Annotated in this window: 28 protein-coding genes and 1 pseudogene; 10 read left to right on the top strand and 19 right to left on the bottom strand. The window is 61.3% G+C overall.

Going from position 1 to position 25,943, the window contains the following annotated elements; all coding sequences use genetic code 11:
* The gene (locus tag HEQ17_RS08955) at positions 1–738 is read right to left on the bottom strand and encodes an ABC transporter ATP-binding protein (protein WP_296292423.1); all 738 of its coding nucleotides are present in this window, start codon (positions 736–738) and stop codon (positions 1–3) included.
* A 174-nt stretch (positions 739–912) separates the two neighbouring features.
* On the opposite strand from HEQ17_RS08955, the gene HEQ17_RS08950 reads away from it, so the two are divergent.
* A complete protein-coding gene (locus HEQ17_RS08950) occupies positions 913–1,347 on the top strand; it encodes a host attachment protein (RefSeq protein WP_296292422.1) in 435 nt (144 codons plus the stop codon).
* Here the strand turns inward: HEQ17_RS08950 and HEQ17_RS08945 are convergent.
* Entirely contained in the window at positions 1,342–1,974 is a 633-nt protein-coding gene (locus HEQ17_RS08945; protein WP_296292421.1) for a phosphoribosyltransferase, read from the bottom strand. The two genes, HEQ17_RS08950 and HEQ17_RS08945, sit on opposite strands and share 6 nt — an antisense overlap.
* Positions 1,975–2,132: 158 nt before the next feature.
* Entirely contained in the window at positions 2,133–3,314 is a 1,182-nt protein-coding gene (gene metK / locus HEQ17_RS08940) for a methionine adenosyltransferase (RefSeq protein ID WP_296292420.1), read from the bottom strand.
* Between the two features lie 188 nt (positions 3,315–3,502).
* On the opposite strand from metK, the gene HEQ17_RS08935 reads away from it, so the two are divergent.
* Entirely contained in the window at positions 3,503–3,724 is a 222-nt protein-coding gene (locus HEQ17_RS08935; RefSeq protein ID WP_296292419.1) for a SlyX family protein, read from the top strand.
* A gap of 18 nt (positions 3,725–3,742) precedes the next feature.
* Positions 3,743–4,792, top strand: a complete 1,050-nt coding sequence (locus tag HEQ17_RS08930; RefSeq protein WP_296293709.1) for an RNA methyltransferase — start codon at positions 3,743–3,745, stop codon at positions 4,790–4,792.
* On the opposite strand, the gene HEQ17_RS08925 is transcribed toward HEQ17_RS08930, so the two are convergent.
* The 4 genes from HEQ17_RS08925 to HEQ17_RS16025 all read right to left on the bottom strand — a co-directional run bounded on the left by HEQ17_RS08925 (position 4,773) and on the right by HEQ17_RS16025 (position 7,719).
* Positions 4,773–5,669, bottom strand: a complete 897-nt coding sequence (locus tag HEQ17_RS08925) for an EamA family transporter (RefSeq protein WP_296292418.1) — start codon at positions 5,667–5,669, stop codon at positions 4,773–4,775. The two genes, HEQ17_RS08930 and HEQ17_RS08925, sit on opposite strands and share 20 nt — an antisense overlap.
* Complete coding sequence (locus HEQ17_RS08920) at positions 5,666–6,196, bottom strand: methylated-DNA--[protein]-cysteine S-methyltransferase (protein ID WP_296292417.1); 531 nt, start codon at positions 6,194–6,196, stop codon at positions 5,666–5,668. The genes HEQ17_RS08925 and HEQ17_RS08920 overlap by 4 nt, the downstream gene beginning before the upstream one ends.
* The gene (locus HEQ17_RS16030; RefSeq protein WP_366938036.1) at positions 6,193–7,458 is read right to left on the bottom strand and encodes an AlkA N-terminal domain-containing protein; all 1,266 of its coding nucleotides are present in this window, start codon (positions 7,456–7,458) and stop codon (positions 6,193–6,195) included. Before HEQ17_RS16030 ends, HEQ17_RS08920 begins: the two co-directional genes overlap by 4 nt.
* A gap of 111 nt (positions 7,459–7,569) precedes the next feature.
* Complete coding sequence (locus tag HEQ17_RS16025; protein ID WP_366938061.1) at positions 7,570–7,719, bottom strand: Ada metal-binding domain-containing protein; 150 nt, start codon at positions 7,717–7,719, stop codon at positions 7,570–7,572.
* Positions 7,720–7,930: 211 nt separating this feature from the next.
* Here HEQ17_RS16025 and HEQ17_RS08905 point away from each other — a divergent pair.
* From HEQ17_RS08905 to HEQ17_RS08895, 3 genes and pseudogenes are all read left to right on the top strand, one after another.
* Positions 7,931–9,335: pseudogene (locus HEQ17_RS08905) on the top strand (phosphomannomutase/phosphoglucomutase).
* Positions 9,336–9,358: 23 nt separating this feature from the next.
* Entirely contained in the window at positions 9,359–10,432 is a 1,074-nt protein-coding gene (locus tag HEQ17_RS08900) for a glycosyltransferase family 4 protein (protein ID WP_296292416.1), read from the top strand.
* A gap of 6 nt (positions 10,433–10,438) precedes the next feature.
* Positions 10,439–11,785: a 3-deoxy-D-manno-octulosonic acid transferase gene (locus tag HEQ17_RS08895; protein ID WP_296292415.1), complete on the top strand. Its 1,347-nt coding sequence runs from the start codon at positions 10,439–10,441 to the stop codon at positions 11,783–11,785.
* A gap of 25 nt (positions 11,786–11,810) precedes the next feature.
* On the opposite strand, the gene HEQ17_RS08890 is transcribed toward HEQ17_RS08895, so the two are convergent.
* The 3 genes from HEQ17_RS08890 to HEQ17_RS08880 are packed head-to-tail and all read right to left on the bottom strand — an operon-like array spanning position 11,811 to position 13,362.
* Positions 11,811–12,545, bottom strand: a complete 735-nt coding sequence (locus tag HEQ17_RS08890) for a metal ABC transporter permease (RefSeq protein WP_296292414.1) — start codon at positions 12,543–12,545, stop codon at positions 11,811–11,813.
* On the bottom strand, positions 12,545–13,021 hold the full coding sequence (locus HEQ17_RS08885; protein WP_296292413.1) for a zinc ABC transporter substrate-binding protein: 477 nt from the start codon (positions 13,019–13,021) through the stop codon (positions 12,545–12,547). The genes HEQ17_RS08890 and HEQ17_RS08885 overlap by 1 nt, the downstream gene beginning before the upstream one ends.
* Entirely contained in the window at positions 12,940–13,362 is a 423-nt protein-coding gene (locus HEQ17_RS08880) for a hypothetical protein (protein ID WP_296293780.1), read from the bottom strand. Before HEQ17_RS08880 ends, HEQ17_RS08885 begins: the two co-directional genes overlap by 82 nt.
* Positions 13,363–13,449: 87 nt before the next feature.
* Here HEQ17_RS08880 and HEQ17_RS08875 point away from each other — a divergent pair, with 87 nt between their 5' ends.
* Positions 13,450–13,821 (top strand): transcriptional repressor, encoded by a 372-nt coding sequence (locus HEQ17_RS08875; RefSeq protein ID WP_296292412.1) that lies wholly within the window; start codon positions 13,450–13,452, stop codon positions 13,819–13,821.
* Positions 13,822–13,910: 89 nt separating this feature from the next.
* Here the strand turns inward: HEQ17_RS08875 and HEQ17_RS08870 are convergent, their stop codons facing one another.
* From HEQ17_RS08870 to HEQ17_RS08840, 7 genes are all read right to left on the bottom strand, one after another.
* Positions 13,911–15,224, bottom strand: a complete 1,314-nt coding sequence (locus tag HEQ17_RS08870) for a TolC family outer membrane protein (RefSeq protein WP_296292411.1) — start codon at positions 15,222–15,224, stop codon at positions 13,911–13,913.
* A gap of 72 nt (positions 15,225–15,296) precedes the next feature.
* Positions 15,297–15,626: a rhodanese-like domain-containing protein gene (locus HEQ17_RS08865; protein WP_296292410.1), complete on the bottom strand. Its 330-nt coding sequence runs from the start codon at positions 15,624–15,626 to the stop codon at positions 15,297–15,299.
* Positions 15,627–15,633: 7 nt separating this feature from the next.
* On the bottom strand, positions 15,634–16,293 hold the full coding sequence (locus HEQ17_RS08860; protein WP_296292409.1) for a protein-L-isoaspartate O-methyltransferase: 660 nt from the start codon (positions 16,291–16,293) through the stop codon (positions 15,634–15,636).
* Between the two features lie 42 nt (positions 16,294–16,335).
* Positions 16,336–19,491 carry an efflux RND transporter permease subunit gene (locus HEQ17_RS08855; RefSeq protein ID WP_296292408.1) on the bottom strand — a complete coding sequence of 1,052 codons (3,156 nt, stop codon included), beginning with the start codon at positions 19,489–19,491 and terminating at the stop codon, positions 16,336–16,338.
* Positions 19,492–19,504: 13 nt separating this feature from the next.
* Positions 19,505–20,680, bottom strand: coding sequence for an efflux RND transporter periplasmic adaptor subunit (locus HEQ17_RS08850; RefSeq protein WP_296292407.1), 1,176 nt, complete (start codon positions 20,678–20,680; stop codon positions 19,505–19,507).
* Positions 20,681–20,707: 27 nt separating this feature from the next.
* On the bottom strand, positions 20,708–21,352 hold the full coding sequence (locus HEQ17_RS08845) for a TetR/AcrR family transcriptional regulator (protein ID WP_296292406.1): 645 nt from the start codon (positions 21,350–21,352) through the stop codon (positions 20,708–20,710).
* A gap of 132 nt (positions 21,353–21,484) precedes the next feature.
* Positions 21,485–22,672: an acyl-CoA dehydrogenase gene (locus HEQ17_RS08840; RefSeq protein ID WP_296292405.1), complete on the bottom strand. Its 1,188-nt coding sequence runs from the start codon at positions 22,670–22,672 to the stop codon at positions 21,485–21,487.
* A 101-nt stretch (positions 22,673–22,773) separates the two neighbouring features.
* Between HEQ17_RS08840 and HEQ17_RS08835 the strand changes: the two genes are divergently transcribed.
* The 3 genes from HEQ17_RS08835 to HEQ17_RS08825 are packed head-to-tail and all read left to right on the top strand — an operon-like array spanning position 22,774 to position 24,525.
* Positions 22,774–23,664, top strand: coding sequence for a LysR family transcriptional regulator (locus tag HEQ17_RS08835; RefSeq protein WP_296292404.1), 891 nt, complete (start codon positions 22,774–22,776; stop codon positions 23,662–23,664).
* A gap of 28 nt (positions 23,665–23,692) precedes the next feature.
* Complete coding sequence (msrA, locus tag HEQ17_RS08830; protein WP_296292403.1) at positions 23,693–24,226, top strand: peptide-methionine (S)-S-oxide reductase MsrA; 534 nt, start codon at positions 23,693–23,695, stop codon at positions 24,224–24,226.
* A gap of 59 nt (positions 24,227–24,285) precedes the next feature.
* Positions 24,286–24,525 carry a hypothetical protein gene (locus HEQ17_RS08825; RefSeq protein WP_296292402.1) on the top strand — a complete coding sequence of 80 codons (240 nt, stop codon included), beginning with the start codon at positions 24,286–24,288 and terminating at the stop codon, positions 24,523–24,525.
* A 32-nt stretch (positions 24,526–24,557) separates the two neighbouring features.
* Here the strand turns inward: HEQ17_RS08825 and pdxH are convergent, their stop codons facing one another.
* Positions 24,558–25,190 (bottom strand): pyridoxamine 5'-phosphate oxidase, encoded by a 633-nt coding sequence (pdxH, locus tag HEQ17_RS08820; protein WP_296292401.1) that lies wholly within the window; start codon positions 25,188–25,190, stop codon positions 24,558–24,560.
* A 73-nt stretch (positions 25,191–25,263) separates the two neighbouring features.
* Complete coding sequence (locus tag HEQ17_RS08815; RefSeq protein WP_366938035.1) at positions 25,264–25,887, bottom strand: gamma-glutamylcyclotransferase; 624 nt, start codon at positions 25,885–25,887, stop codon at positions 25,264–25,266.
* Positions 25,888–25,943 lie beyond the last annotated feature (56 nt).

Below are 25,943 nucleotides of genomic sequence, written 5' to 3'. Positions count from 1 at the left end.
CTACCAGTGCAGTGTGGCCGCCGCCACTTTGTGGGGGTTGCGCTCGATGCCTGCGATGCGGCCATCGGCCATGCGCATCACCCGGTCGGCCATGTTGGCAATCGGGGCGTTGTGGGTGATGACCACGGTGGTGGTGCCCAGCTCGCGGTTGACTTTCTCAATGGCTTGCAACACCACGATGCCAGTGGCGCAGTCCAGGGCGCCGGTGGGTTCGTCGCACAGCAACACCTGCGGCCTTTTGGCTATGGCCCGTGCAATCGCCACACGCTGCTGTTCACCGCCTGACAGTTGGGCCACAAAATGGTCCAGCCGATGCGCCAGCCCCACCAGTGCCAGGGCCTCTTGCGGTGGCATCGGGTCGCGGGCCATATCGGTCACGAGGGCCACGTTTTCACGCGCCGTCAGGCTGGGAATCAGGTTGTAGAACTGAAACACAAAACCCACATGCTCGCGCCGGTACTGCGTCAGTTCCGCGTCGCTGGCTCCGGTCAGCTCGTGCCCTTGGCCGTGCTCGAACCATTGCGCCGTGCCCGAGCTGGCGCTGTCTAGTCCGCCCAAGATGTTGAGCAAAGTGGATTTGCCGCTGCCCGAGGCCCCCAGCAACACGACCAGCTCGCCTTGCACGATGCACAGGTCCACCCCGCGCAGCGCATGCACCGCCGTGGGCCCCGCACCATACACTTTGCTCAGTTGGCGGGCCATGAAAACGCAGTCGGCAGGAACGGGTGTTTCAGGCATCTCAGCGATTGGCGCACGCCTTGACCGCTGGCCTTTTGATGTCTGTCAACCCCGCGCAGTGCAGCCGGTGCGCTGGTGCACCATAGGCCAAAAGGTGCAGACCCTTGGATGGATGGCTACACACGCCTGGCGTTCGGAAAATCGGATATTTCCGGGCTTTTATAAGGATGGGACATGTTGCAAGAACACTGGATTTTGGTGGCCAACGCTGGGCACGCCCGGCTGTGGGAGCGACGCTCGATGACCGAACCCTTGGTCGAGTTGGCCAACTGGGCCAACCCTGCAGTCCGCATGAAGGCCAGCGCCACTGAGCGCGCACCGCTGGGGCATTCGGAGTATGGGCGCACTGGTTTGGCCCCTCACACCGAATTGCAGCAGCGCCACCGCAACGACTTTGCCCAGACACTGGCCAGGCATTTGCGCCAAGCTGCTTTGGGCGAGCGCATGAAAGCGCTGGCGCTGGTGGTGTCCAACCCCTTTTTGGGCGATTTGAACCGGCACCTGGATGCCTCGGTAAAGAAAACCGTGTGCGCCATGCACGCGCTGGATTGGACGGCTTTGAAGCCTGAAGAGTTGGCGCAGCGTTTGCGACAGGATTTGCGTTTATGACTTGGCCGGGGCAGTCAGCAGGGCCAGCACCTGGGCATCGCTCACGGGTTGAAAATCGCGGTAAAACTGCCCAACTGCCATGAAGTCATCGGGGACTGACAAGCACACGGTGTCGTCCGCCAGAGCCTGCACCTGGCGTAAGGCTCCGTGGCTGGCCACCGGCACCGCGCAGACCAGGCGGAGTGGCTCTTGTTGGCGTGTGGCGCGCAGTGCCGACAGCATGGTGGCCCCTGTGGCCAGGCCATCGTCCACCACGATCACCAGCCGGTCTTTGACATCGGCACGCGGCAGCACCTGACGGTATTGCTTTTGGCGGGCTTTCAGGGTTTTCATCTGACGCTGGATTTCGGCCCGGATAAAGTTTGCCTCCAGGCCCATTGTGGCCGCCTTGGGTAACCAAGTGGCCAAGCCGGTTTCGTCCACCGAACCGATGGCCAGTTCGGGCTGCAGAGGGGCGCACAGTTTTCGCACCAGCACCACATCGAAGGAGCCATCCAGCGCCTTGGCCAAGGCCAACCCCATGGGCACCGCACCGCGTGCAATGGCCAACACCAAGGGGTGCTGTCCCCGGTATTTCTGCAGAGCCTTGGCCAGTTGTTGGGCGGCGTCCAGGCGGTTGAGGTACATGTTGCAGAGGTTTCTGAATGGATGAACAACCATTGTCAGAAAAACCGCGACACCCTTCGGTGGCAGGACGCACGCAACAAAAAAATGCCGCTCAATCGGTGTTGAGCGGCTGTCTGGCCGCCCCGCCTGCTGCGTGGCAGGCGGGGCGAGGGGCTTGATTACAAACCGGCGGCGGCCTTCAGTGCAGCGGCGCGGTCAGTACGCTCCCAAGTGAAGTCGGGCTCGTCGCGGCCAAAGTGGCCGTAGGCGGCTGTCTTGCTGTAGATCGGGCGCAGCAGGTCCAGCATCTGGATGATGCCTTTGGGGCGCAGGTCAAAGTGCTCGGCGACCAAAGCGGCCAGCTTGTCGTCCGAGATCACGCCTGTGCCTTCGGTGTTCACCGTGATGTTCATGGGGCGTGCCACGCCGATGGCGTAAGCCACTTGAATTTGGCACTTCGTTGCCAGGCCCGCAGCCACGATGTTTTTGGCCACGTAACGTGCAGCGTAAGCGGCCGAGCGGTCCACCTTGGAGGGGTCTTTGCCGGAGAACGCGCCGCCACCGTGGGGGCAAGCACCGCCGTAAGTGTCGACGATGATCTTGCGACCTGTCAGGCCGCAGTCACCCTGGGGGCCGCCGATGACAAAACGGCCTGTGGGGTTGATCAGGTACTTGGTGTCTTGCAGCCACTCTTTGGGCAGCACGGGCTTGATGATCTCTTCGATGATGGCTTCGGTGAAGCTGGCCTTCATCTTGGTCGATGTTTCCGATTGGTCAGGGCTGTGCTGGGTGGACAACACCACGGTGTCGATGCTGTGGGGCTTGCCGTCCACATAGCGCATGGTCACCTGGCTCTTGGCGTCGGGGCGCAAGAAAGGCAGACGGCCGTCTTTGCGCAACTGGGCTTGGCGCTCGACCAGACGGTGGGCGTAGTAAATGGGGGCGGGCATCAGCTCGGGTGTTTCGCTGCAGGCGTAGCCGAACATCAGTCCTTGGTCGCCCGCGCCGATGTTGAGGTGGTCGTCAGACGCGTGGTTCACGCCCTGGGCGATGTCGTTGGATTGTTTGTCGTAACACACCATCACGGCGCAACCCTTGTAGTCGATGCCGTAGTCGGTGTTGTCGTAGCCGATGCGTTTGATGGTGTCGCGGGCGACCTGGATGTAGTCGACGTGTGCGTTGGTGGTGATCTCGCCGGCCAATACGACCAAGCCGGTGTTGGTCAGGGTTTCGGCGGCCACGCGGCTGCGGGGGTCTTGCTCGAAAATGGCATCCAAAATCGCGTCAGAAATCTGGTCTGCGACTTTGTCGGGATGGCCTTCGGAGACGGATTCCGAGGTGAAGAGGAAGTTCTGAGACATGAAAAAAGCTCCTTGGTTAAAGTGGATTTCGGCGTTGCCGACCCTTTAATTAACTTTGGAGCCTGGCGAACGCTTTAGCAGAATTTATGAGTCGCCCTGCAAGTAGTTCAGATAACTCGGCGACAATAAATTATAAAAGATGATCAAACCCCTTTTAAATCATGTCCAATAATCATGTCCAATAGGGCATGGATATCCCAACCCCCATTGAAAATCGTTTGGTCGAGCTGGAGATCAAGGCCGGCTTCACCGAAGACCTGCTGGACCAGCTCAACGCTCAGGTGTACCGCCAACAGCAACACATTGACGCACTCATTCAAGAGCTGCGCCTGCTGCGTGACCGCTTGCCTGAATCGGGCGGCGGCGCCGAGACGCGCAACCCGCGCGACGAGATTCCGCCGCATTACTGAAAGCGGTTGATGACGACCATGCACAGCGTTCAAGACATCCGCGACCATTTGCGCGCCTTGGGTGCCAATGCGCTGCATGAGCAGCGCGTGTTGCGCCTGTGGGCTCAGGCCAAGCCCCAAGACAGTGGGCGCAGGCCGCTGCACAGCTTCATGCCCACGGCGGTGCGCGAGGCTTTGCCAGCACTCAGCGCCACGCTTGCAGGCCTGGCCACCCTGCGCGAGCAGCACCCGGGGCAAGACGGCTCGGCGCGCTTGCTGGTGGGCCTGCAAGATGGCCAGACGGTGGAAAGCGTGCTGCTGCCGCGTGACGGCCTGTGTGTTTCTAGCCAGGTGGGTTGCGCGGTGGGCTGCGTGTTTTGCATGACCGGGCGCGAAGGCCTGATACGGCAGGTGGGCAGCGCCGAAATCGTGGCCCAAGTGGCTTTGGCGCGCATGCTCAGGCCGGTCAAAAAAGTGGTGTTCATGGGCATGGGCGAGCCCGCGCACAACCTGGACGCGGTGATGGAGGCCATTGAGCTGCTGGGCACGGTGGGCAACATCGGTCACAAAAATTTGGTGTTTTCCACCGTGGGCGATGCGCGGGTGTTCGAGCGTTTGCCGCAAGGCCTTGTCAAGCCTGCACTGGCTTTGTCGCTGCACAGCACGCGGGCCGAGCTGCGGGCGCAGTTGCTGCCTCGAGCCCCGCGTTTTGACCCGCAAGATTTGGTGGAGGCGGGCGAGGTCTATGCCCGCGCCACCGGCTACCCGATCCAGTACCAATGGACCTTGATCGAAGGTGTGAACGACAGTGATGAAGAAATTGATGGCATCGTGCGCTTGCTGCAAGGCAAATACGCGCTGATGAACATGATCCCTTACAACGCGGTGCCCGACTTGCCTTATGCACGCCCGAGCTGGGACAAGGCTGCGGCCATCGCCCGCACGCTGCACCAGCGCGGCGTGCTGACCAAGTTGCGCCAGTCAGCCGGGCAGGATGTGGATGGAGGGTGTGGCCAACTCAGGGCGCGCGATGTGCAGCGCGAAAAAACCATGACTTTTCATCGGCCCATCAACGCCCCGGCAGCTTGATCAAGCCGCTGGACAAAGAAGTCCCCAGCAAAATTACCGCGCCGCACAGCAGCATCCAGGCCGTGACGCTTTCGCCCAAAAACAGCACGCCGTAAGCGATGGCAAACACCGGCACCAAAAAGGTGACGGTCAGGGCCCGTGCAGGCCCCGAGTTCTCGATCAGCTTGAAGTACAGGATGTAGGCCACCCCGGTGCACAACACCCCCACCACCAGCAAGGACCACCAGACCGAGGCGCTGGGCATGTGATCGGGGCGGTACCACAGCGCGGGCAATGCCAAAACCAAAGTCGCCCCGATCTGGCTGCCGGTGGCGGTGACCAGTGGCGGCAGGCTGGGAATGTGTTTTTTGGTGAAACTCGCTGCGAGCGCATAGCAAGTGGTCGCAGCCAGGCAAGCGGCGACTGCCCATGCAGGGGCGATGCCCGAGTCGTTGGGTTTGAAGCTGGCTTGTCCACCCGCCAGCAGCAGCACCCCCCCAAAGCCGATGCCCAGGCCCACGATCCGTGAGAGGGTCGGTTTGTCCCCCAGCCACATCCAGGCGACGACCGCGCCAAACAAGGGCACCGTCGCGTTCAGGATGGAGGACAAACCGGTGGTGATGTGCAGGACGGCAAAGGCATACAAGGCAAAGGGGACGCCGCTGTTGAGCGCCCCGACAAAGAGCACCGGCTTCCAATGCCTGCGCAATTGGGCCCAGTGGCCTTTGGCCAGCATGATCGGCAGCAAAAAAGCGGCGGCAATGGCCACCCGGATGGCGGCCGTGGGCAGGGGACCCAATTCGACGGCGGCTATGCGCATGAATAAAAAGGATGAGCCCCAAATGGCGGCCAGGATCAAAAAATCGGTCAGCCAGCCTTTGGCGTGAGAAGAGGTCATTCAGGAAAGAGGGGAACAGTCGATGTCAGGGCGAGCGGGTAGCCTTCCAGTTTGAGCAGCGCCTGTTTGCGCCACAACCCGCCTGCATAACCCGTGAGTTGGCCACCGGCACCCAGGACGCGGTGGCAAGGCACGATGATACTCACCGGGTTACGTCCCACCGCCGCGCCGACGGCACGAACGGCCTGGGGGTTGTTCAATTGACGGGCCACATCGCCATAGCTTTGATGTGCACCAGAGGGGATGGACAGCAAAGCGCGCCAGACCGATTGTTGAAAGGGCGTGCCTGCCGACAGGTCCAAAGGCACGTCAAACGATGTCAAATCGCCTGCAAAGTAGGCCAGCAGTTGCCGGGAGGCGCTTTGGAGCAGCGTGTGGTCGCTGTCGTTCGTCCAGCTTTGCATTCCGGCCTCGGTCGGGCCATGGCGCTGGCCTTCAAACCACACGCCGCACAGGCCTTGCGGCGATGCGGCCAGGATCATGGGCCCCAAAGGGCCGTTCAGTGCTTGCGTGGTGATGGTTTTCATGGCGTTGTGTGGGTTGAGGATGACAGGCGCTGCCAAGCGGCAATCAGGGCATAGCTGCGAAAAGGGCGCCATGGCTGCCCGAGTTGTTCCAATGCCTGCGTGGGGCGGGGGTGTTGGCGCACGCCCAAGGCGGTTTGCAAGGCCACATCCTGCACCGGCCAGGCATCCAGCCAGCGCAAAGCACGCATGGCGATGTAATGCGCCGTCCAGGGGCCGATGCCGGGCAAGGCCATCAGTGCCTGCAAAGTGGGCTCCAACGGGGCTTTGGGGTGCAGCTTTAGCGCGCCCGATTCAACCGCCCGTGCCAGTGCCTGAATCGCTTTTTGCCTTTGGCGCACCACACCCAGGCTTCCCATGAGCGCGGCGTTTTCCTCCAGCGCCAGGCACGCCGGGCTGGGAAAGGTTCGGTTCAGTTCAGGCCAAGGTGTTTCGCAAGGCGTGCCCAGCGCTTGGACCAAGCGCTGCCCCAGCGTGCGTGCGGCCTTGACGGTGATTTGCTGACCCAAAATGGCGCGCACGGCCAGCTCGAATCCATCCAGGCCCCCCGGCAAACGCTGGCCCATGGCGTGTGGAAATGCGGGCTCAAGCACCTGGGCGATGGCGGCGGGCTGGGCATCCAGGTCCAGCCAGTCCCGCACCTGCGCCACCAGAGCGGGCAGCACGGGCAGCAAGTTGGGGCTGACGCGAAGATGGACCCAAGGGTGCAGGTTGTCCCAGCGGACCGTCAACCAGCCGTTGATCACGCTGGGGCCATGGGGCCAGCGCACGGTGCGACGCAACTGGGCTTGCGTGCCTTCGCCGCGCCAGCTCTCCATGCCCTCCAGCGAACGGGTTTTGAAAAATTGCCACAGCTGCGCGATCTGGCACGGTGGCCGGTAGTGCAGTTCCATGGCCAATGGCGCGCCGCTAACGGATGCGGCCTGGCGCTGCGTGCGGGCCGGGCGAAGTTGTCCTGGGCTGAGTCGGTAATGCTTTGAAAACGCCGCATACATGCGCCGGGCCGAGCCGAATCCGCTGGCTTGGGCCACCTGGGCCACGGACATCGGGCTGTCGTGCAGCCACTGTTTGGCCCGCAGCAGGCGTTGGGTTTGCAGGTATTGCAGCGGCGAGACCTGCCAATGCAGCGTGAACATGCGGCGCAGGTGCCGGTCGCTCACGCCCAGTTGTGCGGCCAAGGTGCTCAGGGTGGGTGGTTTGCGGCCATGGTCGATGGCCATGTGCAGTTGCTGGGCCGCGAATTCAGGCCACAAGGGCCTGCGCATCGGTGGTGGACCAAGTAGCGCCGCGCGGGGGCCATCTCCGGGCGGCAAGCGCAAACAAGGTCTGAAGCCATGGGACTCGGCTTGCGCTGCCGTTTCAAAAAACTTGGCAATTCACGTGGCACGCGGCAGTTTCACCCGGCAGACCGGGCGGCAATAAATACCGGTGGACGTGACGCCGGTGAAAAAAAGACCGTCCCAGGCGGCATCTCTTTCAGGACATGGCCTGGTAGCAGCGCTCCGAGGATCAAGCCTTTTGCCGATTCAGGGCCGAACTTGTGGGGGAGGCATGCTGATGGCGTTTCATGAAGGGCATGTTAGCCATAAATGGCGCTGTCCTGAACGCTTAGGAATGTGCCGTTTTCGGACCCGTGATTTCGGCTGGTGGGCGGGCCTCAGCACCTACAATACAAGGACGCTCACCTTCCCAGCGGCCAGGCTGGAGCCTCTCCTACCCAGACCAATCCCAGACGCCATGCAAGTCACCTCTACGATCTTCAAAGCCTACGACATCCGCGGCGTGGTGCCGTCGACCTTGAATGAGCAAGTGGCCGAAGGTCTGGGCAAGGCCTTTGGCACGCATGCTCATGGCCCAAGGCCAGAGCGCGGTGGCTGTGGGGCGCGACGGCCGCCTGAGTGGCCCCGCATTGTCGGCCGCGCTGATCCGTGGTCTGGTGGCGGCTGGCATCCAGGTCATCGACATTGGCTTGGCCACCACGCCCATGCTGTATTTTTCGGCCAACACCGCTTGCCAAAGCGGCATCCAGGTGACGGGCAGCCACAACCCCAAGGACTACAACGGCTTCAAGATGGTGCTGGGCGGCCGCGCCATTTATGGCGATGAAATCCAGGCGCTGCGTCAGATGATGGAGACTGAGACTTGGCAACTGCAAGGCGGCGGCAGCGTCAGGCCGCTGGACGTGCTGGCCCAATACACCCAGCGCATTGTGGGCGACGTGAAGTTGTCGCGCCCCATGAAAATCGTGATCGACTCGGGCAACGGCATTGCGGGCGCCTCGGCCCCCGGCATCTTCCGCGCTCTGGGCTGCGAAGTGATCGAGCTGTTCAGCGAGGTGGACGGCCACTTTCCCAACCACCACCCCGACCCGAGCAAGCCGGAAAACCTGCAAGACCTGATTGCGGCCCTGAAAACCAGTGGGGCTGAATTGGGCCTGGCCTTTGACGGCGACGGTGACCGATTGGGCATTGTCACGAAAGACGGCAACAACATTTACCCCGACCGCCAGATGCAGCTGTTTGCACAAGACGTGCTCAGCCGTGTGCCGGGCGGCGCCATTTTGTTTGACGTCAAATGCTCACAGCGCCTGGCCCCGGCCATTGAGGCTGCGGGCGGTCAGCCCTTGATGTACAAAACAGGGCATTCGCTGATCAAAGCCAAGATGAAGGCCATCGAGGTCGCAGGTGGCCAGGCCCCCCTGGGCGGCGAGATGAGTGGCCATATTTTCTTCAAAGAGCGCTGGTACGGTTTTGACGACGGCACCTACGCCGGTTGCCGCTTGCTCGAAATCGTCAGCCAATCGCCCGATGCCAACGCCGTCTTGAATGCCCTGCCCGCCAGCTTCAGCACGCCCGAGCTGAACGTGGCCTGCACTGAAGGAGAGCCCCACAGCGTGACAGCTGCGCTGCAGGCGCTGGCCGGCGAGGCCTTCAAGGCACCTGCCCAGGTTTGCACCATCGACGGCCTGCGTGTGGACTGGCCCGATGGCTTTGGCCTGATCCGCGCCTCCAACACCACGCCGGTGCTGGTGTTGCGCTTTGAAGGCCAGACCAACGCCGCCTTGCAGCGCATAGAAGCCGAGATGCTGGCGCTGCTGCGCTCGGTCAAGCCCGATGCGCAAATTCAGGCTGCGGCGCATTGAGCATGGGTGCTCGAAAGCCTGCCATGAACAAGGACACTGCCGCGCTGAGCTCAGACCCAGAGGTCATTGTTTTTAACCTGAAAAAGCGGTACACCGGTGTGTCCGCCACCATCAACGCCTTGGTGCCCTTGCAGGCGCTGCAATGGCGTTTGGGTTTTTGCGGCAACCGCATGTCCAACGGCATTGAGGGCATGGGCTTGTGGCAGGCCATTCGCCTTTCGCGACATGCGCCCAGCGGTCGCGCTTTTCGCATCTGGCATGTCCGACGTGACCCCGAGATGATGGCTGCTATTTTTGCCCGCGACGTCCTGCGGCTGCCGATCAAGTTGGTCTTCACCTCGGCTGCCCAGCACTTGCATGGTGCATTTCCGCGGTGGTTGATTTCCAAAATGGACGCGGTGATTTCGACCACCTCCTTGGCAGCATCTTTTGTGCCCAACACCACGGCCGTGGTGCCCCATGGCATCGATTTGTCACGTTTTTCGCCAGCGGCAGACAAACTCAGCGCCTGGAAAGAGTCCGGCTTGCCCGGCGAGTACGGTATCGGTGTGTTTGGTCGGGTCAGGCCCGACAAAGGCACCGATGTGTTTGTGGATGCCATGATCGAAGTTCTGCCCCGGTTGCCCGGGGCCACAGCTGTGATTGCCGGTTTGGCCCAAGCCAGGCATCAGGCCTACCAAGAGGCGCTGAAGGCCAAGATTGAGGCGGCTGGCTTGTCCGAGCGCATGTTCTTTTTGGGTGAGGTGCCTGCCGGGCAGGTCCACCTTTGGTACCAGCGCTGTCTGGTGTGTGTGGCCTGCCCACGGTATGAGCCTTTTGGTTTGACTCCGTTTGAGGCTGCTGGCACAGAGTGCGCCCTGGTGTGTTCGCGAACGGGTGCGTTTGACCAGTTGAGCATTCCCGGTTTGACGGGTGAAATGGTCGACACAGGAGATGCTCGCGGCTTGGCACAAGCGCTGGAGCGGATTTTGTCTGACCGCGAACAAGCCCGGCGCATGGGCAAGGCGGCCCGCCAGCGTGTGCTTGACCAATTCTCTTTGGCCCGCGAGGCCGAAGGCATTGGGCGTGTCTATGCCCAGTTGTTCGCTCAATCCTGAAACGCCATGGTGGCCCAGAAACTCAAGCGGGGATTGGAGCGAAGTGCCCTGTGGGTCTATGGCGGGTTGATGCGTTGTTTGCAACCTTTGCTTTTGCGCAAAATCCGACGCCGAGGGCAACAGGAGCCCGTTTATTTGTACCGCCTACCGGAGCGTTTGGGCATGTATGACACCCCCCCTTTGTTACCCGGGGCTGTCTGGGTGCATGCCGTGTCCTTGGGGGAGACCCGGGCCGCAGGGCTGTTGATCGATGCGCTGCGGCAACAGTGGCCAGACATGCGCTTGCTGCTGACCCACAGCACCGCGACGGGCTGGGTCCAGGGCCAGGCTGTGATGCGCTCAGGCGACTTGCAAGCCTGGTTTCCTTGGGACACACCTGCGGCCACGCGGCGGTTTTTGACGCACCATCAACCGAGATGCGGCGTACTCATGGAAACCGAGGTCTGGCCAGCCATGGTGCAAGCCTGCCAAGACGCCGATGTGCCCCTGTTTTTGGCCAATGCGCGATTGAACGACAAGTCCTGGCGCTCGGCGCTGCGTTGGTCCTGGTTGTCCGGGCCTGCTTACCGTGGTTTGCGCGCTGTGTGGGCCCAATCGGACCCCGATGCCCAGCGGTTGAAGGCTCTGGGTGCCCGGGTCGAGGCTGTGTTGGGCAACCTCAAATTTGATGTGCAAGACCAGCCAGAGGCCCAAGCGCTGGCACAGCGTTGGCGGCGGGGCTGGACCGTGGGTGATCGCGCTCCTCCGGTCGTCATGCTGGCCAGCAGCCGGGAGGGTGAGGAGCTTCTTTGGTTGGACGCTTTGCTGGCTCACAAAGCTCGGCTTCAGGCCCTGACGGATGCGGGGGTGCTGTGGTTGTTGGTCCCCAGGCATCCTCAGCGCTTTGACGAAGTCCATCAATTGTTGCAGTCACGGGGACTCTCGGTTTACAGGCGCAGCGCGCTGCCCTCAAACGCATTGAGTTGGCCCGCCGAAGCAGTGCAGGCGCAGGTTTTGCTGGGCGACAGTGTGGGGGAGATGCCGGTGTATTTTCAGGCCTCAGACATGGCTTTGCTGGGGGGCAGTTTCGAGCCCCTGGGGGGGCAGAACCTCATCGAAGCTGCCGCATTCGGTTGTCCGGTGGTCATGGGTCCTCACACGTTCAATTTTGCACAAGCCGCAGAGCTGGCCGAGTCGATTGGCGCTGCCCGCCGTGTCCACGACATGGAAGGTGCCTTGGACCAAGTGTTGGCGTGGCTGAGGCAGCCTGGCGAATTGGCTGAAGCACAAGCACAGGGCCGGCAGATGGTGGCGCAAAGCACAGGCGCTGCCGAACGTCATGCCCAGGCGCTTGCCTCGGCTTTGAGGAAATAGTGCGCTCCGTACCATGCACGTTGGGTCAGGGCAGGTGGACTTTCTGTGGCAAAAACAAGCTGGCCATGCCCCACAGCGTGAGGGTCAGCCCGATGGAGGGACCGCTGGGGGTGTCCATGAGCCAGGACAAAAGCAGCCCCACCAAGGCGACTGCCCAGGCACTGAGACAGACGGTCCAATGGCCATGGCCTCGCTCGATCCACAAGGCGGGCGCGATCAGACAGCCGAACACCAGAAACAAACCCATTGCCGGCACAGCCAAGCTGGTGGCCAAGGCAAACGACACATAAAAGACGGTGTCCTGCTCAAAACTTCGGGTTTGACGCAGCAGTGTGATGACCGCCGCACACAGCACCAAGGCCAGCACGCTGCTGGTGTTGACCCACAGCACATCGGCAGCCAACAGTTGGATCAGTTTTTCTTTGCCGTGGGGGTGTGAACTGGCACCCAGGATGGCGCTGCAAGCCGTTGCCACATACAGCAGGCCGATCAGCGCTTCGCGTTGGCTCGGCCAACGCCGTGTCATGCCTGCGATGGCCAGACTCACCCCCAGCGCTCCGGCGCTGGCGGCCAACTGGTCCCACCAAAAGGACTCGAGCTCGACCACCCAATGGATCCAGATGACCGCCGCGGTGGCGGCTTGAGCCACTGCCAAGTCAATGAAGACCACGCCCCGGCGCAGCACTTGGCAGCCCAACGGCGTCAGTGCCAGCAAACCCGCGAGCAAGGCCACCATCGGCAGGGCTAGCCAGTCCAGCATCAGGGGGCCGCCTGCACCAAACGGCTGATCAGCAGATCAAACCAGCGGAACCAGGCGTCGGCTTGTACATCGGTGACGGTGGCTGGCAAGATCAACAAGGCTGGCGAGTTGCTCATTTGGCCACTGAGCCATTTGGCAGGTTTGGGGTCTTGATGCTGCGCGATGACGATGGCCATGGGGCGCTTGCTTTGGCCCAGTTGCAGTGTCTTGGCCAAGTGCGCTGGTGTGGGCGGAATTCCGGGCTTGGGTTCCAGGTCGGCCACAGGCGTGATCCCCAGCCAAAGCCAGAGGTAGCCAAAACTCGCATGTTGCGTGATCACTGTGCGCCCTTTCAGGGGTCTGGCCAATTGTTCCCAAGCCTGGATTTTGCCGGTCATCGTGGATTCGAACGCTTTCAGATTGTGCTCAATTCTGTTTTTTTCCAGCGGGGCAAGGGCTGCGAATCTGGAGGCCAAAGCCCTGGCCACCAGCAGCATGCGCTGGGGATCGGCATGGACATGGGGGTTGCCCTTGTCTGGAACCAGGCGTTCTCGATGTGGTGTTCCAGTTTGCGCTCAGCGCTGTGAAAGCCCAGGATCGCTTCACCACTCAGATGCTCATTCAAGACACCACGCAGGAGGACATCACTGTGGCCCAGACTTGCACCCTGATCGCGCGCACCCAGCCCCAGTTTTCTGGAGGTGCTGGCGGCATCCAGCACCACACCGGCTTGCCAGCGCCCGGCTTGAGGCGCGGGCTGGTCCCACGAATGGCCTGAGACCGCACATAACGCAAGCTGCAGGGCATGAGAAAACAGTGTTGGGGTTTGCAATGGCATGGTGGATCGTTTGGCAAATGGAAAGTGCCTTTGCGATAATGGATTATCAATAGCAAAACAAGGTTTTTTTGCAGTAACCTTAGACCCATGGAAAGATCAACCCGACAACGAACCGCGATTGCGCGAGCCTTGGCCGCCGTGGGTCAGCCCTTGTTGCCTCAGGAGTTGCTGCTGGAGGCGCAAAAAAACGTCCCCAGCTTGAGCTTGGCGACCGTGTACAGAAATCTCAAAGGCTTGGTCGAAGATGGCGTGGTGGATGTCGTGTCTTTGCCCGGGGAGGCCACCCGTTACGAGTCACACCGACACCAACACCATCACCATTTCCATTGCAGCACTTGCCAAAAGGTATTTGACATCGACGCCTGCCCAGGTGATTTGGGCCATTTGCTGCCTCCAGGCTATGTCCTGGAAGAGCATCAGCTGACCTTTTATGGCCGCTGTGCTGTCTGCGCGGCTTGAGCAGCTTAGGCCGTCCAGCATTTTTCTGAGTGTCAATGCCGTTGGGCGGTGCCAGATCTGTGCCTGATCACCGCCCGACCACTGTCTCCTCAGGGGCGCAGCAAGGCATCCAGGTTTTTCAGATCGTCCGCTTTGAGCACGCCAGCTGCTTGGCGCAAGCGCAGCTGACCCAGCAGCAGATCGTGACGGGCTTTGGCCAGATCCCGTTTGGTTTGGAACAGCTGGCTTTGGCTGTTGAGCACATCGATGTTGATTCGCACGCCCACTTGGTAACCCAGCCTGTTGGCATCCAAAGCGCTTTGGCTGGAGGCTTCGGCCGCTTGAAGGGCCTTGATTTGACTCAGGCCGGACTCCACCCCGAAAAACGCGGTGCGTGTGGACTGGGCCACATTGCGTTGCGTGGCTTCCAGGTCATTGCGTGCTTTTTCTTCCAGGGCCACCGTTTCACGGATCCGGTTTTGGCTGGCTTGCCCGGTGTACAGCGGCATGTTGAAGGCCAAACCGATCGTGGCTGTGTTCGAGTTCACTTGGATTGGAGTGCCGTTTTGGAATCTGGAGAGGCCATAGCTGGCATTGAGGTCCAAGGTGGGTTTTTCGGCAGCTTTGGCTCTGTCTATTTCGAGGCGTGCCACTTCCAGGATGATGCGGGCCGCCGTGAGGTTGCCATTGTCTTGGCTCGATTGCGCCACCCAAGACTGCACTGTGCCGGTTTGCAAACGGTCGATATTGGCGGCTATCAGCAAGGGTTGCGGTTTGACTTGGGGTTGTCCCACGGTGTCGTCCAAGATGCCTTGTTTGACACGCAAATCGTTTTCAGAGGCGATCTCTTGGGCGGTCACCAGATCAAAGCGGGCTTGGGCTTCGCGGGTGTCGGTGATGGTGGAGGTGCCGACCTCAAAATTACGTTTGGCTGCAGCCAGTTGTTCAGACACCGCCGATTTTTGAGCCTTCACAAAGCTCAGGCTTTCTTGGGCTGTCAACACGTCAAAGTAAGCCAGGCTCAAGCGCACGATCAGGTCTTGTTCGGCGATCTTGAGTTGGGCCTCACCCAGCGCCACTTGTTTCATGCCTTGCTCGTAGCTGGCTTTGTTTCCAGGGCGAAACAAGGGTTGGCTGCCGCTGAAGGTCAGGTTGCGGGCATCGGTTTGACGGCTGAGCAAAGGGTTGGACAGGTTATCCACATCGCTCTTGGACAAACCCGCTCCCAAGTTAGCCGTGGGGCGAAGCAGCGCTTTGGCTTGCTCTGCACGGGCCAGGTTGGCATCGAACTGCGAACGAGCCGATTTGTACGTGGCGTCGTGCCCTTGGGCCGCTAGGTAAAGCTGTGCCAAGCTCTGAGCATGGCCAGGGCCCGAGAGGGCGGCCATCAAGGCCAAAGTCAGGGACAGGGGGTGCAGTTTCATGGCAATCCTTTCGACAAAAGTTGGAGCAGCAGTTGCTCGGCGGTCAGCCCGATACGGGCTTCACCGACCAGCTCAATAAAGGGGAATAAGGGGATCGACTTGTGTCGACCAAGCATGGATGCCGCCAGCCACATTCACGACCTGAAAGCCGTGTTGTTGCAAGAAGCTGGCCACCTGCATGCTGCGTCCACCATGGTGGCAAAGGCAAGCGATGGGACGTGACTTGTCGAGCTCGTCCAGACGTGCCGGTATCGACTGCATCGGCATATGCACCCAGTCCAGACCTTCCGGATGGGCGCTGGCAGTCTGGACTTCCCAACCCTCACGCACATCGAGCAAGACGGGGCGTTGGGCTTGCTGGCTAGCCCATTCGGCGATTTGGGCGGGGTAGAGCTGTTGCATGGCCATCTCAAAATTGAAAGCGGGAGGGCTCGGCGAAGCCGGACAGGCGGGGGGCGGTGCAGTCCCAGGGTTCGGTGGTGGTCCAGCTGTTGTCACCGTTGCGTGTGATCAAATTGACACGCATCATGGGTTCATCGCCCACCATGGCAACCAAGCGGCCGCCCACACGCAGTTGCTGCAACAGGGCAGCAGGCACATCGGCCACCGAGCCGCTGAGCAAGATCACGTCAAAGGGGCCGTCTGCTGGTGCACCCTGGCTGCCATCGGCCTGGCGTACTGTGACGTTGTGTACACCGAATTTTTGCAGATTGACCCGGGCTTGTTCGGCCAGCCTTGCATCGCTTTCGAGGCTCAGCACACTGGCAGCTTGGTGGCCCAACAGCGCGGCCATGAAACCCGAGCCGGTGCCGATGTCCAGCACCTTGTCGGTGGGTTGCACGGCCAGGTCTTGCAGCAGGCGTGCCTGCACGCGCGGAGCCAGCATGACCTGGTTGGGCGCTGAGCCCAGAGGGATGTCCATGTCCACAAAAGCCAAAGCCTTGTGCGCCAGGGGCACAAAGTCTTCGCGGCGAACGGTGGACAGCAGCGCCAGCACGTGCGGGTCCAGCACTTCCCAGGGGCGGATTTGCTGCTCAATCATGTTGAAGCGGGCCTGGTTCAGATCCATTTATTTACTCCTGCGGGGGACTGTATCAAATATCCATAGATTTTAAGCGGCGGGCGTGTCGTGACCCTGACGGGGCTGGCCAAGGCCTGCTTTTGAGCGCAACCATTGCGCCAGGTCATCCATGTAGCAGTACACAACCGGCACCACCACCAGCGTCAGCAAGGAGGAGGTGATGACCCCGCCAATCACCGCCTGGCCCATGGGCGCGCGTTGCTCGGCGCCTTCGCTCAGCGCAAAGGCCAGCGGCACCATGCCAAAGATCATGGCCAAAGTGGTCATCAAGATGGGGCGCAGCCGCACCTTGGCCGCCAGCAGCAGCGCTTCGCTGCGCTCTAGGCCGTCCTCGCGGGCGCGGATGGCAAAGTCCACCAGCAAGATGGCGTTTTTGGTCACCAGGCCCATGAGCATGATCACGCCGATGAGGGAAAACATCGACAAGGTCGAGCGAAAAGCCATCAAGGCCAGCACCACGCCAATCAAGGTCAGTGGCAAGGAGGTCATCAAAGCCAAGGGCTGCAAGAAGCTTTTGAATTGGCTGGCCAAGATCATGTAAATGAAGATCACCGCCATGGCCAGGGCTGACAAAGCGTAGCTGAAAGACTCGCCCATGTTTTTGGTCGAGCCACCAAAGCTGTAGCGGTAGCCGGGCGGCAGGTTCAGGCTGTCCATGGCTTTGCGTACATCGGCCGAGACCTCGCCCGCGGAGCGTCCGAACACGTTGGCGTTGATGGCCACTTCGCGCATCATGTCGCGGCGGTTGATCTGGTTGGAGCCGGTGGTTTCGCTGACCTTGGCCACCTGGCCCAGGCGCACGATGCGTGGGCTGCCATCGGCAGCGGGTGCCACCATGAAGGGCAATCGTTCCAGGTCTTGCGGGCTGTTGCGGGCCTCGGGTGCCAGGCGCACGTTCACGTCGTAGGTCTGATCGTCGGGGGCACGCCAGTTGCCCACGGTTTGCCCCGCCACCAAAGTGCGCAAAGGCCCCGCCAATTGCGCCGTGCCCAGGCCCAGGTCCGATGCCGCGTCGCGCAGCACCTCGACGCCGATGACGGGCTTGTTGGGTTTCACGCTGGAGTCCAGGTCCACCAAGCCGGGGATGCCCTGCACCTTGGCCAAGGCCAGCAGCGCCAGGCGCTCCAGCTCTTTTTGGTCGGGGCCTTGCAGCGAAAACTCCACTTGCTTGTTGCCGCCAATCGCGTCGAGCAAACCGGCGTGCGTGACCGCGATGCCGGGCACTTGTTTCAGGCGTTCGCGCAGAACGGCCGACATCTGGTCGGCGTTGCGGTTGCGGTTTTTGCGGTCCACCAGTCGGATGTACAGGTTGACGTTGTTCTTGCCCTGCGCATTGGCGGTGTTGATGGTGCTGACGGTGTAGCGCACTTCCGGGAAGTCACGCAGGATGGCCTCGACCTGGCGAGTTTTGGCCTCGGTGGCTTCGAGCGAAGTGCCCACCGGAGTTTCGAACTTGACCGAGGTTTCAGAAAAATCAGCTTTGGGCACGAACTCGGTGCCCAGCAGACGGACCATGAACACGCTGGCTACAAAAATACCCAGCGCCAGAAACACGGTGGACTTTCTGTGCACCAGCGCCCAGCGCAAGATGCCCTGGTAGCCATCGGCCAAGCGTTCGGTGCCTCGGTCAAACCAGCCGGTCACGCGGCCAATGCTTTTGTCGTACCAGTTGACAGGCGTTTGGTTTTTGCCATGCGCGTCGATGGCCGGGTCGTGCCAGATGCTCGAGAGCATGGGGTCGAGCGTGAAGCTCACAAACATCGAAATCATCACGGCCGCCACGATGGTGATGCCGAACTCGTGGAAGAACTTGCCGATGATGCCTTCCATGAAACCGATCGGCAAGAACACCGCCACGATGGACAAGGTGGTGGCCAGCACGGCCAGGCCAATTTCTTGGGTGCCCTCCAAAGAGGCCTTGTAGGCGTTCTTGCCCATTTGCACATGGCGCACAATGTTTTCGCGCACCACGATGGCGTCGTCGATCAGCAGGCCCACGCACAGGCTGAGCGCCATCAGCGTGATCATGTTGATGGTGAAGCCGAACATCTGCATGAACATGAAAGTGCCGATCAGCGAGATCGGCAGCGTCAGCCCCGTGATGACCGTCGAGCGCCAGGAGTTGAGGAATAAAAACACGATCAGCACCGTGAGGATGGCCCCCTCGATCAGGGTCTGGCGCACGTTGTTCACCGACACGCGGATGGGCCGCGAGTTGTCGGTGATGGGTTCAAGCCGCAGGCCCGGCGGCAGCTGGCCTTTCAACTCGGCCACGGCCTTGACCAAGCCATCGACCACCTGGATGGTGTTTTCATCTTGCGACTTTTGCACCGACATCAAGAGCGTGCGCTGGCCGTTGTAGAGCGCCAGGTTTTCCAGCTCTTGTGCGCCGTCTTTCACCGTGGCCACTTGCGACAAGCGTATGGGGGTGCCGTTTTTGCGGGCTACGATGATGCGGCCAAAGTCCTCGGGCCGCTCCATGCGCGAGCTGATCTGCACCATGCGCTCTTGCTCCAGCGAGCGGATCGCGCCCACGGGCAAGTCCTGGTTCTCGTTGCGCACAGCGGCCACCACCTGCTCGGCGGTCACGCCCAAGGCCTCCATGTTGGCCGGGTTCAAATACAGGTTGATTTCGCGTTTGCTGCCGCCCACCAAGGTGACCGAGCCCACACCACGCACGTTTTCCAGACGCTTTTTGAGCACTTGCTCGGACCAATTGGTCAACTCCACTGCGCTGAGTTTGTCACCCTCCGGTATGACGGCCAGCGACCATACGGCGCGGCTCGAGGGATCAAAACGCAGCACCCGGGGTTCTTTGACCTCGGTGCGCAGCAGGGGGCGCAGCGAGGCGACTTTTTCGCGCACATCTTCCGCCGCTTTGCGGCCGTCGATTTGCAGCTGGAACTCCATGATCACCACCGACTGGTTTTCGTAACTGCGCGAGGTCAGGGTGCTGATGCCGGCGATCGAGTTGACGCCTTCTTCGATCTTTTTGGAGACTTCGCTCTCCACAATCTCTGGCGAGGCCCCGGGGTATTCGGTGCTGATGACCACCACCGGAAAGTCGATGTTGGGGAATTGATCGACTTTGAGGCGCTGGAACGAAAAGATGCCCATCACCACCAGGGCCAACATGACCATGGTTGCAAACACTGGGTTTTGCAAACTGACGCGGGTGAACCACATGCTGTCAACCCTGTTATTTCGCTGCGCTGGCGGCTGTGGCCTGCGCTGCAGCCGGGGTCAAATCTGGCTTGGCCGCAGCCGTGAAGCGGACTTGAACCCCCTCGCGCAAGGCCCCCACGCTGCCCGACAACACTTGCTGGCCTTCGGACACGCCGGCCACGGCCACCAGGTTTTGTCGCTCACCTTCGCTGCGCTCGCCGGTCCGTACCGTGATGTGCGCGACCTTGCCTTCCTGCACCACCTGCACATAGGGCTGCGGTTTGTCGGTGCGCACGCTGCTCACGGGCACGGCCAGCACTTGCAGGCTTTGCGTGCCCAAGCTGCCCTGTGCAAACAAGCCTTGGCGCAAGCCTTCACGGCCTTGGATGCCCAAGTAAACCACGACGCTGCGGCTGCCCGTTTGGGCGCTGGGGTTGATGCGCAAGACTTTGGCCGACACCGGCTGGGCCACGCCTTCCACCTGCAACTGCGCTGTCATGCCCACCCGCACGCGGCTGGCGTCTTCGGCTGTCAAGGCGGCTTCCATCTCCAGTTGCGAGAGGTTGATCACCTCGACCAGCCGGGCCTCGATGGCCACGCGCTCGCCAGGTTGGACCAGGCGCTGCGCCACCACACCCGTCAGGGGCGAGCGCAACGTGGCGTCGGCCAGTGACTTGTCGGCCAAGTCCAGCGCCGCCAGTGCCGCTGCGTGCGTGGCCTTGGCCCCGTTCAGGCTGGCCTGGGAGTTGAGCAGGGCGGTTTGCGAAATGAAGCCTTGGTTCACCAGGGCCTGGTTGTTGTCAAACTGGCGCTGGGCAATGTCCACTTGGGCTTTGGCCGAATCGGCTTGCTGCTGCGCCTGGCGCACACGCGCTTGGTACTCGTTCGGTTCGATACGGGCGATCACCTGGCCAGCTTGCACCCGGTCACCTTCGCGCACGCTCAGTTCTTGCAGCTCACCGGCCACACGGGCCTTGACCACGGCGCTTTGGGTGGCCTTGAGGGCGCCTGATACGGCGATGCCCAAGCTCAGGGTTTGGGTCTGGGCTGTGAACACGTCGGAGGCGGCCAGCTCGATGCTGGGCACCGCGGCGGCTGTGGGCGCTGTCGGGGCGGTGGCGGTTTGGCGCTGGCTGGCCCAGCGGGCACCGCCTGCAACGAGTGCGGCCACAGCCACGGTCGAGAGGATCCAGCGGGTTGATTTTTTCATGGTGAGACGGGTGTGATCCGGTGAGGATCAGGGTTTTGAAAGGCCTCGGGCCAACAATTGTGCATGCTGTGAAATGAAGGCTTCCGGGTCAATTTGCTCATGGCTGGGGTAGCACGGCCCCATGGAGTGCTTCCACATGACCAAAAACAGCAAAGGGGACATGACCGAGTGCAGTGCCAGTTCTACATGGACGGCGCGGAACTCACCCCGGTCAATGCCACGCTGCAGGGCGCTGCGCACCAAAGCGTGGGCGGGCGTGATGACTTCGGTGCGAAAAAAATCAGCCAGGTCCGGAAAGTTGTTGGCCTCGCTCATCACCAGTTTAGAAATGCCCGAGGCCTTGGTCGCGCCGTAGCGCCGCCACCACTGCAGCATCATCCACTCGATCAATTCGCTGGCGCTGCCTTGAAACTGTGCCACCTCGGCCGCGCCTTGGGCCACGGGGGCGACCACGTTCTCGCGGACCACGGCCTTGAACAGTTCTTCCTTGCTGGGAAAGTACAAAAACAAAGTCCCTTTCGACACGCCAGCCCGCAAGGCGACCTCTTCGACACGGGTGGCGGCAAAGCCTTTTTCCACAAACAAGTCCAGCGCTGCTTCAAGCAATTCGCCCGGGCGGTCTTGTTTGCGTCGTTCGCGTTTGTGGGGGGCGTGGGGGTTGGCGTTGCTCACGGGTGATTTAATGACTGAGTGGTTAGTAATGTACGGTTTGTGCGCGTCTTCGTCAAGGCGCAAGCGCACTTTGGGCCCGCAACAAAAAAAAGGCTGCCCATGCGCAGCCTTTTGCTTGTTGAAAGCCAAGCCTCAGTTTGAGAAAGCAGGAATCCCGGTGATCGCGCGGCCCAAAATCAGGGCGTGCACATCGTGTGTGCCTTCATAGGTGTTGACCACTTCCAGGTTCACCAGGTGGCGGGCCACGCCGTATTCGGCGCTGATGCCGTTGCCGCCCATCATGTCGCGCGCCATGCGGGCGATGTCCAGGGCCTTGCCGCAGCTGTTGCGCTTGAGGATGGAGGTCAGGTCCACCGAGGCGATGCCTTCGTCCTTCATGCGGCCCAGGCGCAGGCAGCCTTGCAGGCCCAAACTGATTTCGGTCAGCATGTCGGCCAGCTTCTTCTGGATCAGCTGGTTGGCGGCCAAGGGGCGGCCAAACTGTTGGCGGTCCATCACGTACTGGCGGGCGCGGGTGTAACAGTCTTCGGCAGCGCCCAGAGCGCCCCAGGCGATGCCGTAGCGGGCGCTGTTCAGGCAAGTGAACGGGCCTTTCAAGCCGCGCACTTCGGGGAAGGCGTTTTCCTCAGGGCAAAACACTTCGTCCATGACGATCTCGCCGGTGATCGAAGCACGCAGGCCGACCTTGCCGTGCACGGCCGGGGCGCTCAGGCCTTTCCAGCCCTTTTCCAAAATGAAGCCGCGGATCTGGCCGCCGTCGTCCTTGGCCCAGACGACGAACACATCGGCGATCGGGCTGTTGGTGATCCACATCTTGGCACCGGACAGGCTGTAGCCGCCGGGCACCTTCTTGGCACGGGTGATCATGCTGCCGGGGTCGGAGCCATGGTTGGGTTCGGTCAAGCCAAAGCAGCCGATCCACTCGCCACGGGCCAGCTTGGGCAGGTATTTTTGTTTTTGCGCTTCAGAGCCAAAGTCATGGATGGGCAACATCACCAAAGACGACTGCACGCTCATCATCGAGCGGTAACCCGAGTCCACACGCTCGACTTCGCGTGCCACCAGGCCGTAGCAGACGTAGTTCAGGCCCGCGCCGCCGTACTGCTCGGGGATGGTGGCACCCAAAAGGCCCAGCTCGCCCATCTCGCGGAAGATGGCCACGTCGGTGGTTTCATTCAAAAAGGCATCGGTCACGCGGGGCAGCAGGCGATCTTGGCAATAGGCGCGGGCGGCTTCTTGCACCTGACGCTCGTCAGCGGTGAGTTGAGCGCTGAGCTGAAAGGGGTCTTCCCAGTTGAAGGTGTTTTTGGTGGCGGCCATGGTGGGTGTCTCCGTGAAAAAAATCCAGAAGCCGATTGTCAGGCTGAGATGAATAGTTGTCTAATATTGATTCCCTATTCATCAATACATTATTTTAATTCATGGAATTTCGTCACCTGCGCTATTTCCTCATGCTGGCCGAAGAGCTGCACTTTGGCCGGGCGGCCCAGCGCCTGTCCATCTCGCAGCCGCCGCTCAGCCTGAACATTCAGCAGCTCGAAGCCTCGGTGGGGGCGCAGCTGTTCACCCGCAACAGCCGGGGTGTGCAGCTCACGGCGGCGGGGTCGGCGTTTGTGCCCGCTGCCCGTGCCTTGCTGGCGCAGGCCAGCGCCGCAGCACGAGAGGCGCGCGATGTGGCCGAGGGTCAATCGGGCCAGCTGCACATCGGTTTTGCCGGGACCATGTTGTATTGCGGCCTGCCGCAAATCCTCAGCCGCTTTCAAGTCAGCCACCCGCGTTTGCGTTTGGTGCTGCGCGAGCTGAGCTCGTCCGAGCAGTTGTCAGACTTGCTGCGCGAGCGCCTGGATGTGGGCTTTGTGCACACGCCCCGCGTGCCGCAAGGTTTCGAGCAAATTTTGGTGGCCAGCCAACCCTTGGTGGCGTGTTTGCCACTGAACCACCCGTTGGCGGGGGCGGCCAGCATCGGCCTGGATGAGCTGGCCGGGCAAGATCTGGTGGTGGTGTCCCGCACGGTGTCGCCCGATTACCACGAGCGCATCCTGATGCTGTGCGAGCAGGCTGGCTGGATGCCGCCTGTGGTGCACGAGTTGCGCCATTGGCTGAGCGTGGTGTCTTTGGTCTCCCAAGGCCTGGGCGTGGCCCTGGTGCCGCACGCCTTGCAGCAGTCGGCACTGGCAGGGGCGGTGTTCGTGCCGCTGCGTGATGTGGATGTGCGCTACGACACGCGCTGCCTGTGGCGCACCGACCGAGACCAGACGGCGCTGGGGGACTTTGTGCAAGCGGTGCAGAGCGGGCTGGTTCCCCACGGATAATTCAATGCTTGTTTTAAAAGGAACCCACATGACCCAAACCCTGATCTTAGGCGGCGGCTGCTTTTGGTGCACCGAGGCGGTGTATGTCAAGGTACGCGGTGTGACCGATGTGGAGTCGGGTTACTGCAACGGCCAGACTGTCTCGCCCACTTACGAGCAGGTGTGCACCGGGCGCACCGGGCACAACGAGGTGGTCAAGCTTGAATACGACCCCGCGCAGGTCAGCACCCGCGAGTTGCTGGAAATCTTCTTTGTCATCCACGACCCGACCACGCTGAACCGCCAGGGCAACGACGCGGGCACGCAATACCGCAGCGGCATCTACTTCACCACGCCCGAGCAGGCCGAAGAGGCGCGGGAGATGATCGCCGAGTTGACGGTTGCCCGTGCTTTTGGTCAGCCTATCGTGACCGAGGTGCTGGCGCTCGCCAACTACAGCGCGGCCGAGGAATACCACCAAGACTTTTTTGAGCGCAACCCTTACCAGGGCTACTGCATGGCGGTGGCCGCGCCCAAGGTGGCCAAATTCAAGAAAACATTCGCTCGGTTGATGAGACCTTGATGCCCCGTTGTGGCATCCTCCAGGTTCACCCCATGTGTTCAGAAGGAGTCAGGAACAATATGCGTCGCATTGCTTTATTCATCATGGCCTTGAGTTTGAGCGGGGCCGCACTGGCACAACACGGTGCCAAACAAATCCAGGAAGACATTGCGCGTCACCGGGCCATGGCAGAGGCCCATGAAGCTGCCGCGCGATGCCTGGAGTCTGGTAAGAAGCCAGCACAGTGCACCAAGGAATTGCAAACAGCTTGCAGAGGCTTGGCGGTGGGCAAGTACTGCGGCATGAAGCACGTTCACTGATTCAACCCGGGCTATGCTCGGTAACTTGTTGCTCAGGGCGCCAAGCGCTCGCGCAGCCATTGACTGCCGTTGCGGGTGTAACGCAGCCGGTCATGCAGGCGGCTTTTGCGGCCTTGCCAGAACTGCCATTGGTCGGGCACCAGGCGGTAGCCGCCCCAGTGCGGCGGGCGAGGCGGGTTGAGCATGAATTGCGCCGCATATTTGGCAGCATGGGTCACCAGCACCGAGCGGCCCTCAATCACCTGACTTTGTGGCGAAGCCCAGGCACCAATGCGCGAATCGAGCGGGCGGCTGTGAAAGTAGGCGTCGCTTTCTTCGGCGCTGACCTTCTCGACCCGGCCTTCGATGCGTACCACGCGTTCGAGCTCAACCCAATGAAACTGCAGGGCGGCAAAGGGGTTGCCTGCCAACTCCTGGCCTTTCTGGCTGTCGTAGTTGGTGTACCAGACGATGCCGCGCGCGTCCAGACCTTTGATCAGCACCACCCGCGTGCTGGGGCGCAGGTTGCTGGACACGGTGGCCAGCGTCATGGCGTTGGGCTCTGGCACTTCGGCAGAGATGGCTTCATTGAGCCATTGCTCAAATTGCTGGAGTGGGTCAGCATGCGAGGCGGTTTCGTTGAGCTCGGCTTTTTCGTAGCTCTTTCGCAGGTCGGCGATATTCATGGCAACAAGTATAGGCGTCTGTCGTGCACTGTTGGAGGCGTGATCAGATGAGGCCACCCGGCGCTGGGTCGTCTCATTCGGCATGGCGCAACACCTCGGCCAAAGTCCGGTCTTCGATGCCGTGGGCGAGCAAGCTGGTGTAGGTTTGTCGTGCGTAGTCGAGTGTGGTGCCAAAGCGGCCTTGCGCATGCCGGAAGATTTGCCGGTAAGTTTCGGGTGATAACTGCCCGGTGAAGCTGGGGCTGCTGCCGGGCAAGGTGAAGGCCAGCGCCTTGACCGGGCCCTTGGGTGTGGCGCAGCTCAGCCAGCTCGGGGTGTACGCGTCCAGGGGCATTTCGCGCGCCCACAGCCGGGTCAGCACCTCATCGGCGAGTTCGGGCGCGACACGGTAAACCACTCCCCGGCAGCTGCCACCACGCACCAGGGCAAAGACCAGACCGGGGCATTCAGGGCTACCACGGTTCAGGCGGCTCCACATCTTCAAGGCCCGATGCCAGCCCCAGACCTGGCTGAGGTGCTGCTCTTGTGCTTCAAATTCGGGACGCCAGAGCAAAGAGGCATAGCCAAACACCCATAAATCTTGTCCCGCTGCGCATTGCGCCCTGAAACGGTCGAGCAATCCGTCCTGGAGGGTATATGTCTGTTCAGGTGCTGGCGCATCTTTGTCATCAGCAGGGCAAGAGTCGTTCGTGTGCAAGCGGGTCCCTTTACAATCGTGCCATTATTTTCGGAGAAAACAAACATGTCCAACAC

This window comes from Limnohabitans sp. (assembly GCF_023910625.1).
In the GTDB taxonomy this organism is placed as follows: Bacteria; Pseudomonadota; Gammaproteobacteria; order Burkholderiales; family Burkholderiaceae_C; genus Limnohabitans_A.
Note: the sequence above shows the minus strand (reverse complement) of the source record. Positions and strands in the feature narration are given on the sequence as shown.

Bases quoted from the DNA above. Each gene is read 5' to 3' on its own strand.
- HEQ17_RS08955 (WP_296292423.1), bottom strand. From the start codon at position 738: ATGCCTGAAACACCCGTTCCTGCCGACTGCGTTTTCATGGCCCGCCAA.
- HEQ17_RS08950 (WP_296292422.1), top strand. From the start codon at position 913: ATGTTGCAAGAACACTGGATTTTGGTGGCCAACGCTGGGCACGCCCGG.
- HEQ17_RS08945 (WP_296292421.1), bottom strand. From the start codon at position 1,974: ATGTACCTCAACCGCCTGGACGCCGCCCAACAACTGGCCAAGGCTCTG.
- metK (WP_296292420.1), bottom strand. From the start codon at position 3,314: ATGTCTCAGAACTTCCTCTTCACCTCGGAATCCGTCTCCGAAGGCCAT.
- HEQ17_RS08935 (WP_296292419.1), top strand. From the start codon at position 3,503: ATGGATATCCCAACCCCCATTGAAAATCGTTTGGTCGAGCTGGAGATC.
- HEQ17_RS08930 (WP_296293709.1), top strand. From the start codon at position 3,743: ATGCACAGCGTTCAAGACATCCGCGACCATTTGCGCGCCTTGGGTGCC.
- HEQ17_RS08925 (WP_296292418.1), bottom strand. From the start codon at position 5,669: ATGACCTCTTCTCACGCCAAAGGCTGGCTGACCGATTTTTTGATCCTG.
- HEQ17_RS08920 (WP_296292417.1), bottom strand. From the start codon at position 6,196: ATGAAAACCATCACCACGCAAGCACTGAACGGCCCTTTGGGGCCCATG.
- HEQ17_RS16030 (WP_366938036.1), bottom strand. From the start codon at position 7,458: ATGCGCAGGCCCTTGTGGCCTGAATTCGCGGCCCAGCAACTGCACATG.
- HEQ17_RS08900 (WP_296292416.1), top strand. From the start codon at position 9,359: ATGAACAAGGACACTGCCGCGCTGAGCTCAGACCCAGAGGTCATTGTT.
- HEQ17_RS08895 (WP_296292415.1), top strand. From the start codon at position 10,439: ATGGTGGCCCAGAAACTCAAGCGGGGATTGGAGCGAAGTGCCCTGTGG.
- HEQ17_RS08890 (WP_296292414.1), bottom strand. From the start codon at position 12,545: ATGCTGGACTGGCTAGCCCTGCCGATGGTGGCCTTGCTCGCGGGTTTG.
- HEQ17_RS08885 (WP_296292413.1), bottom strand. From the start codon at position 13,021: ATGCTGCTGGTGGCCAGGGCTTTGGCCTCCAGATTCGCAGCCCTTGCC.
- HEQ17_RS08880 (WP_296293780.1), bottom strand. From the start codon at position 13,362: ATGCCATTGCAAACCCCAACACTGTTTTCTCATGCCCTGCAGCTTGCG.
- HEQ17_RS08875 (WP_296292412.1), top strand. From the start codon at position 13,450: ATGGAAAGATCAACCCGACAACGAACCGCGATTGCGCGAGCCTTGGCC.
- HEQ17_RS08870 (WP_296292411.1), bottom strand. From the start codon at position 15,224: ATGAAACTGCACCCCCTGTCCCTGACTTTGGCCTTGATGGCCGCCCTC.
- HEQ17_RS08865 (WP_296292410.1), bottom strand. From the start codon at position 15,626: ATGCAACAGCTCTACCCCGCCCAAATCGCCGAATGGGCTAGCCAGCAA.
- HEQ17_RS08860 (WP_296292409.1), bottom strand. From the start codon at position 16,293: ATGGATCTGAACCAGGCCCGCTTCAACATGATTGAGCAGCAAATCCGC.
- HEQ17_RS08855 (WP_296292408.1), bottom strand. From the start codon at position 19,491: ATGTGGTTCACCCGCGTCAGTTTGCAAAACCCAGTGTTTGCAACCATG.
- HEQ17_RS08850 (WP_296292407.1), bottom strand. From the start codon at position 20,680: ATGAAAAAATCAACCCGCTGGATCCTCTCGACCGTGGCTGTGGCCGCA.
- HEQ17_RS08840 (WP_296292405.1), bottom strand. From the start codon at position 22,672: ATGGCCGCCACCAAAAACACCTTCAACTGGGAAGACCCCTTTCAGCTC.
- HEQ17_RS08835 (WP_296292404.1), top strand. From the start codon at position 22,774: ATGGAATTTCGTCACCTGCGCTATTTCCTCATGCTGGCCGAAGAGCTG.
- msrA (WP_296292403.1), top strand. From the start codon at position 23,693: ATGACCCAAACCCTGATCTTAGGCGGCGGCTGCTTTTGGTGCACCGAG.
- HEQ17_RS08825 (WP_296292402.1), top strand. From the start codon at position 24,286: ATGCGTCGCATTGCTTTATTCATCATGGCCTTGAGTTTGAGCGGGGCC.
- pdxH (WP_296292401.1), bottom strand. From the start codon at position 25,190: ATGAATATCGCCGACCTGCGAAAGAGCTACGAAAAAGCCGAGCTCAAC.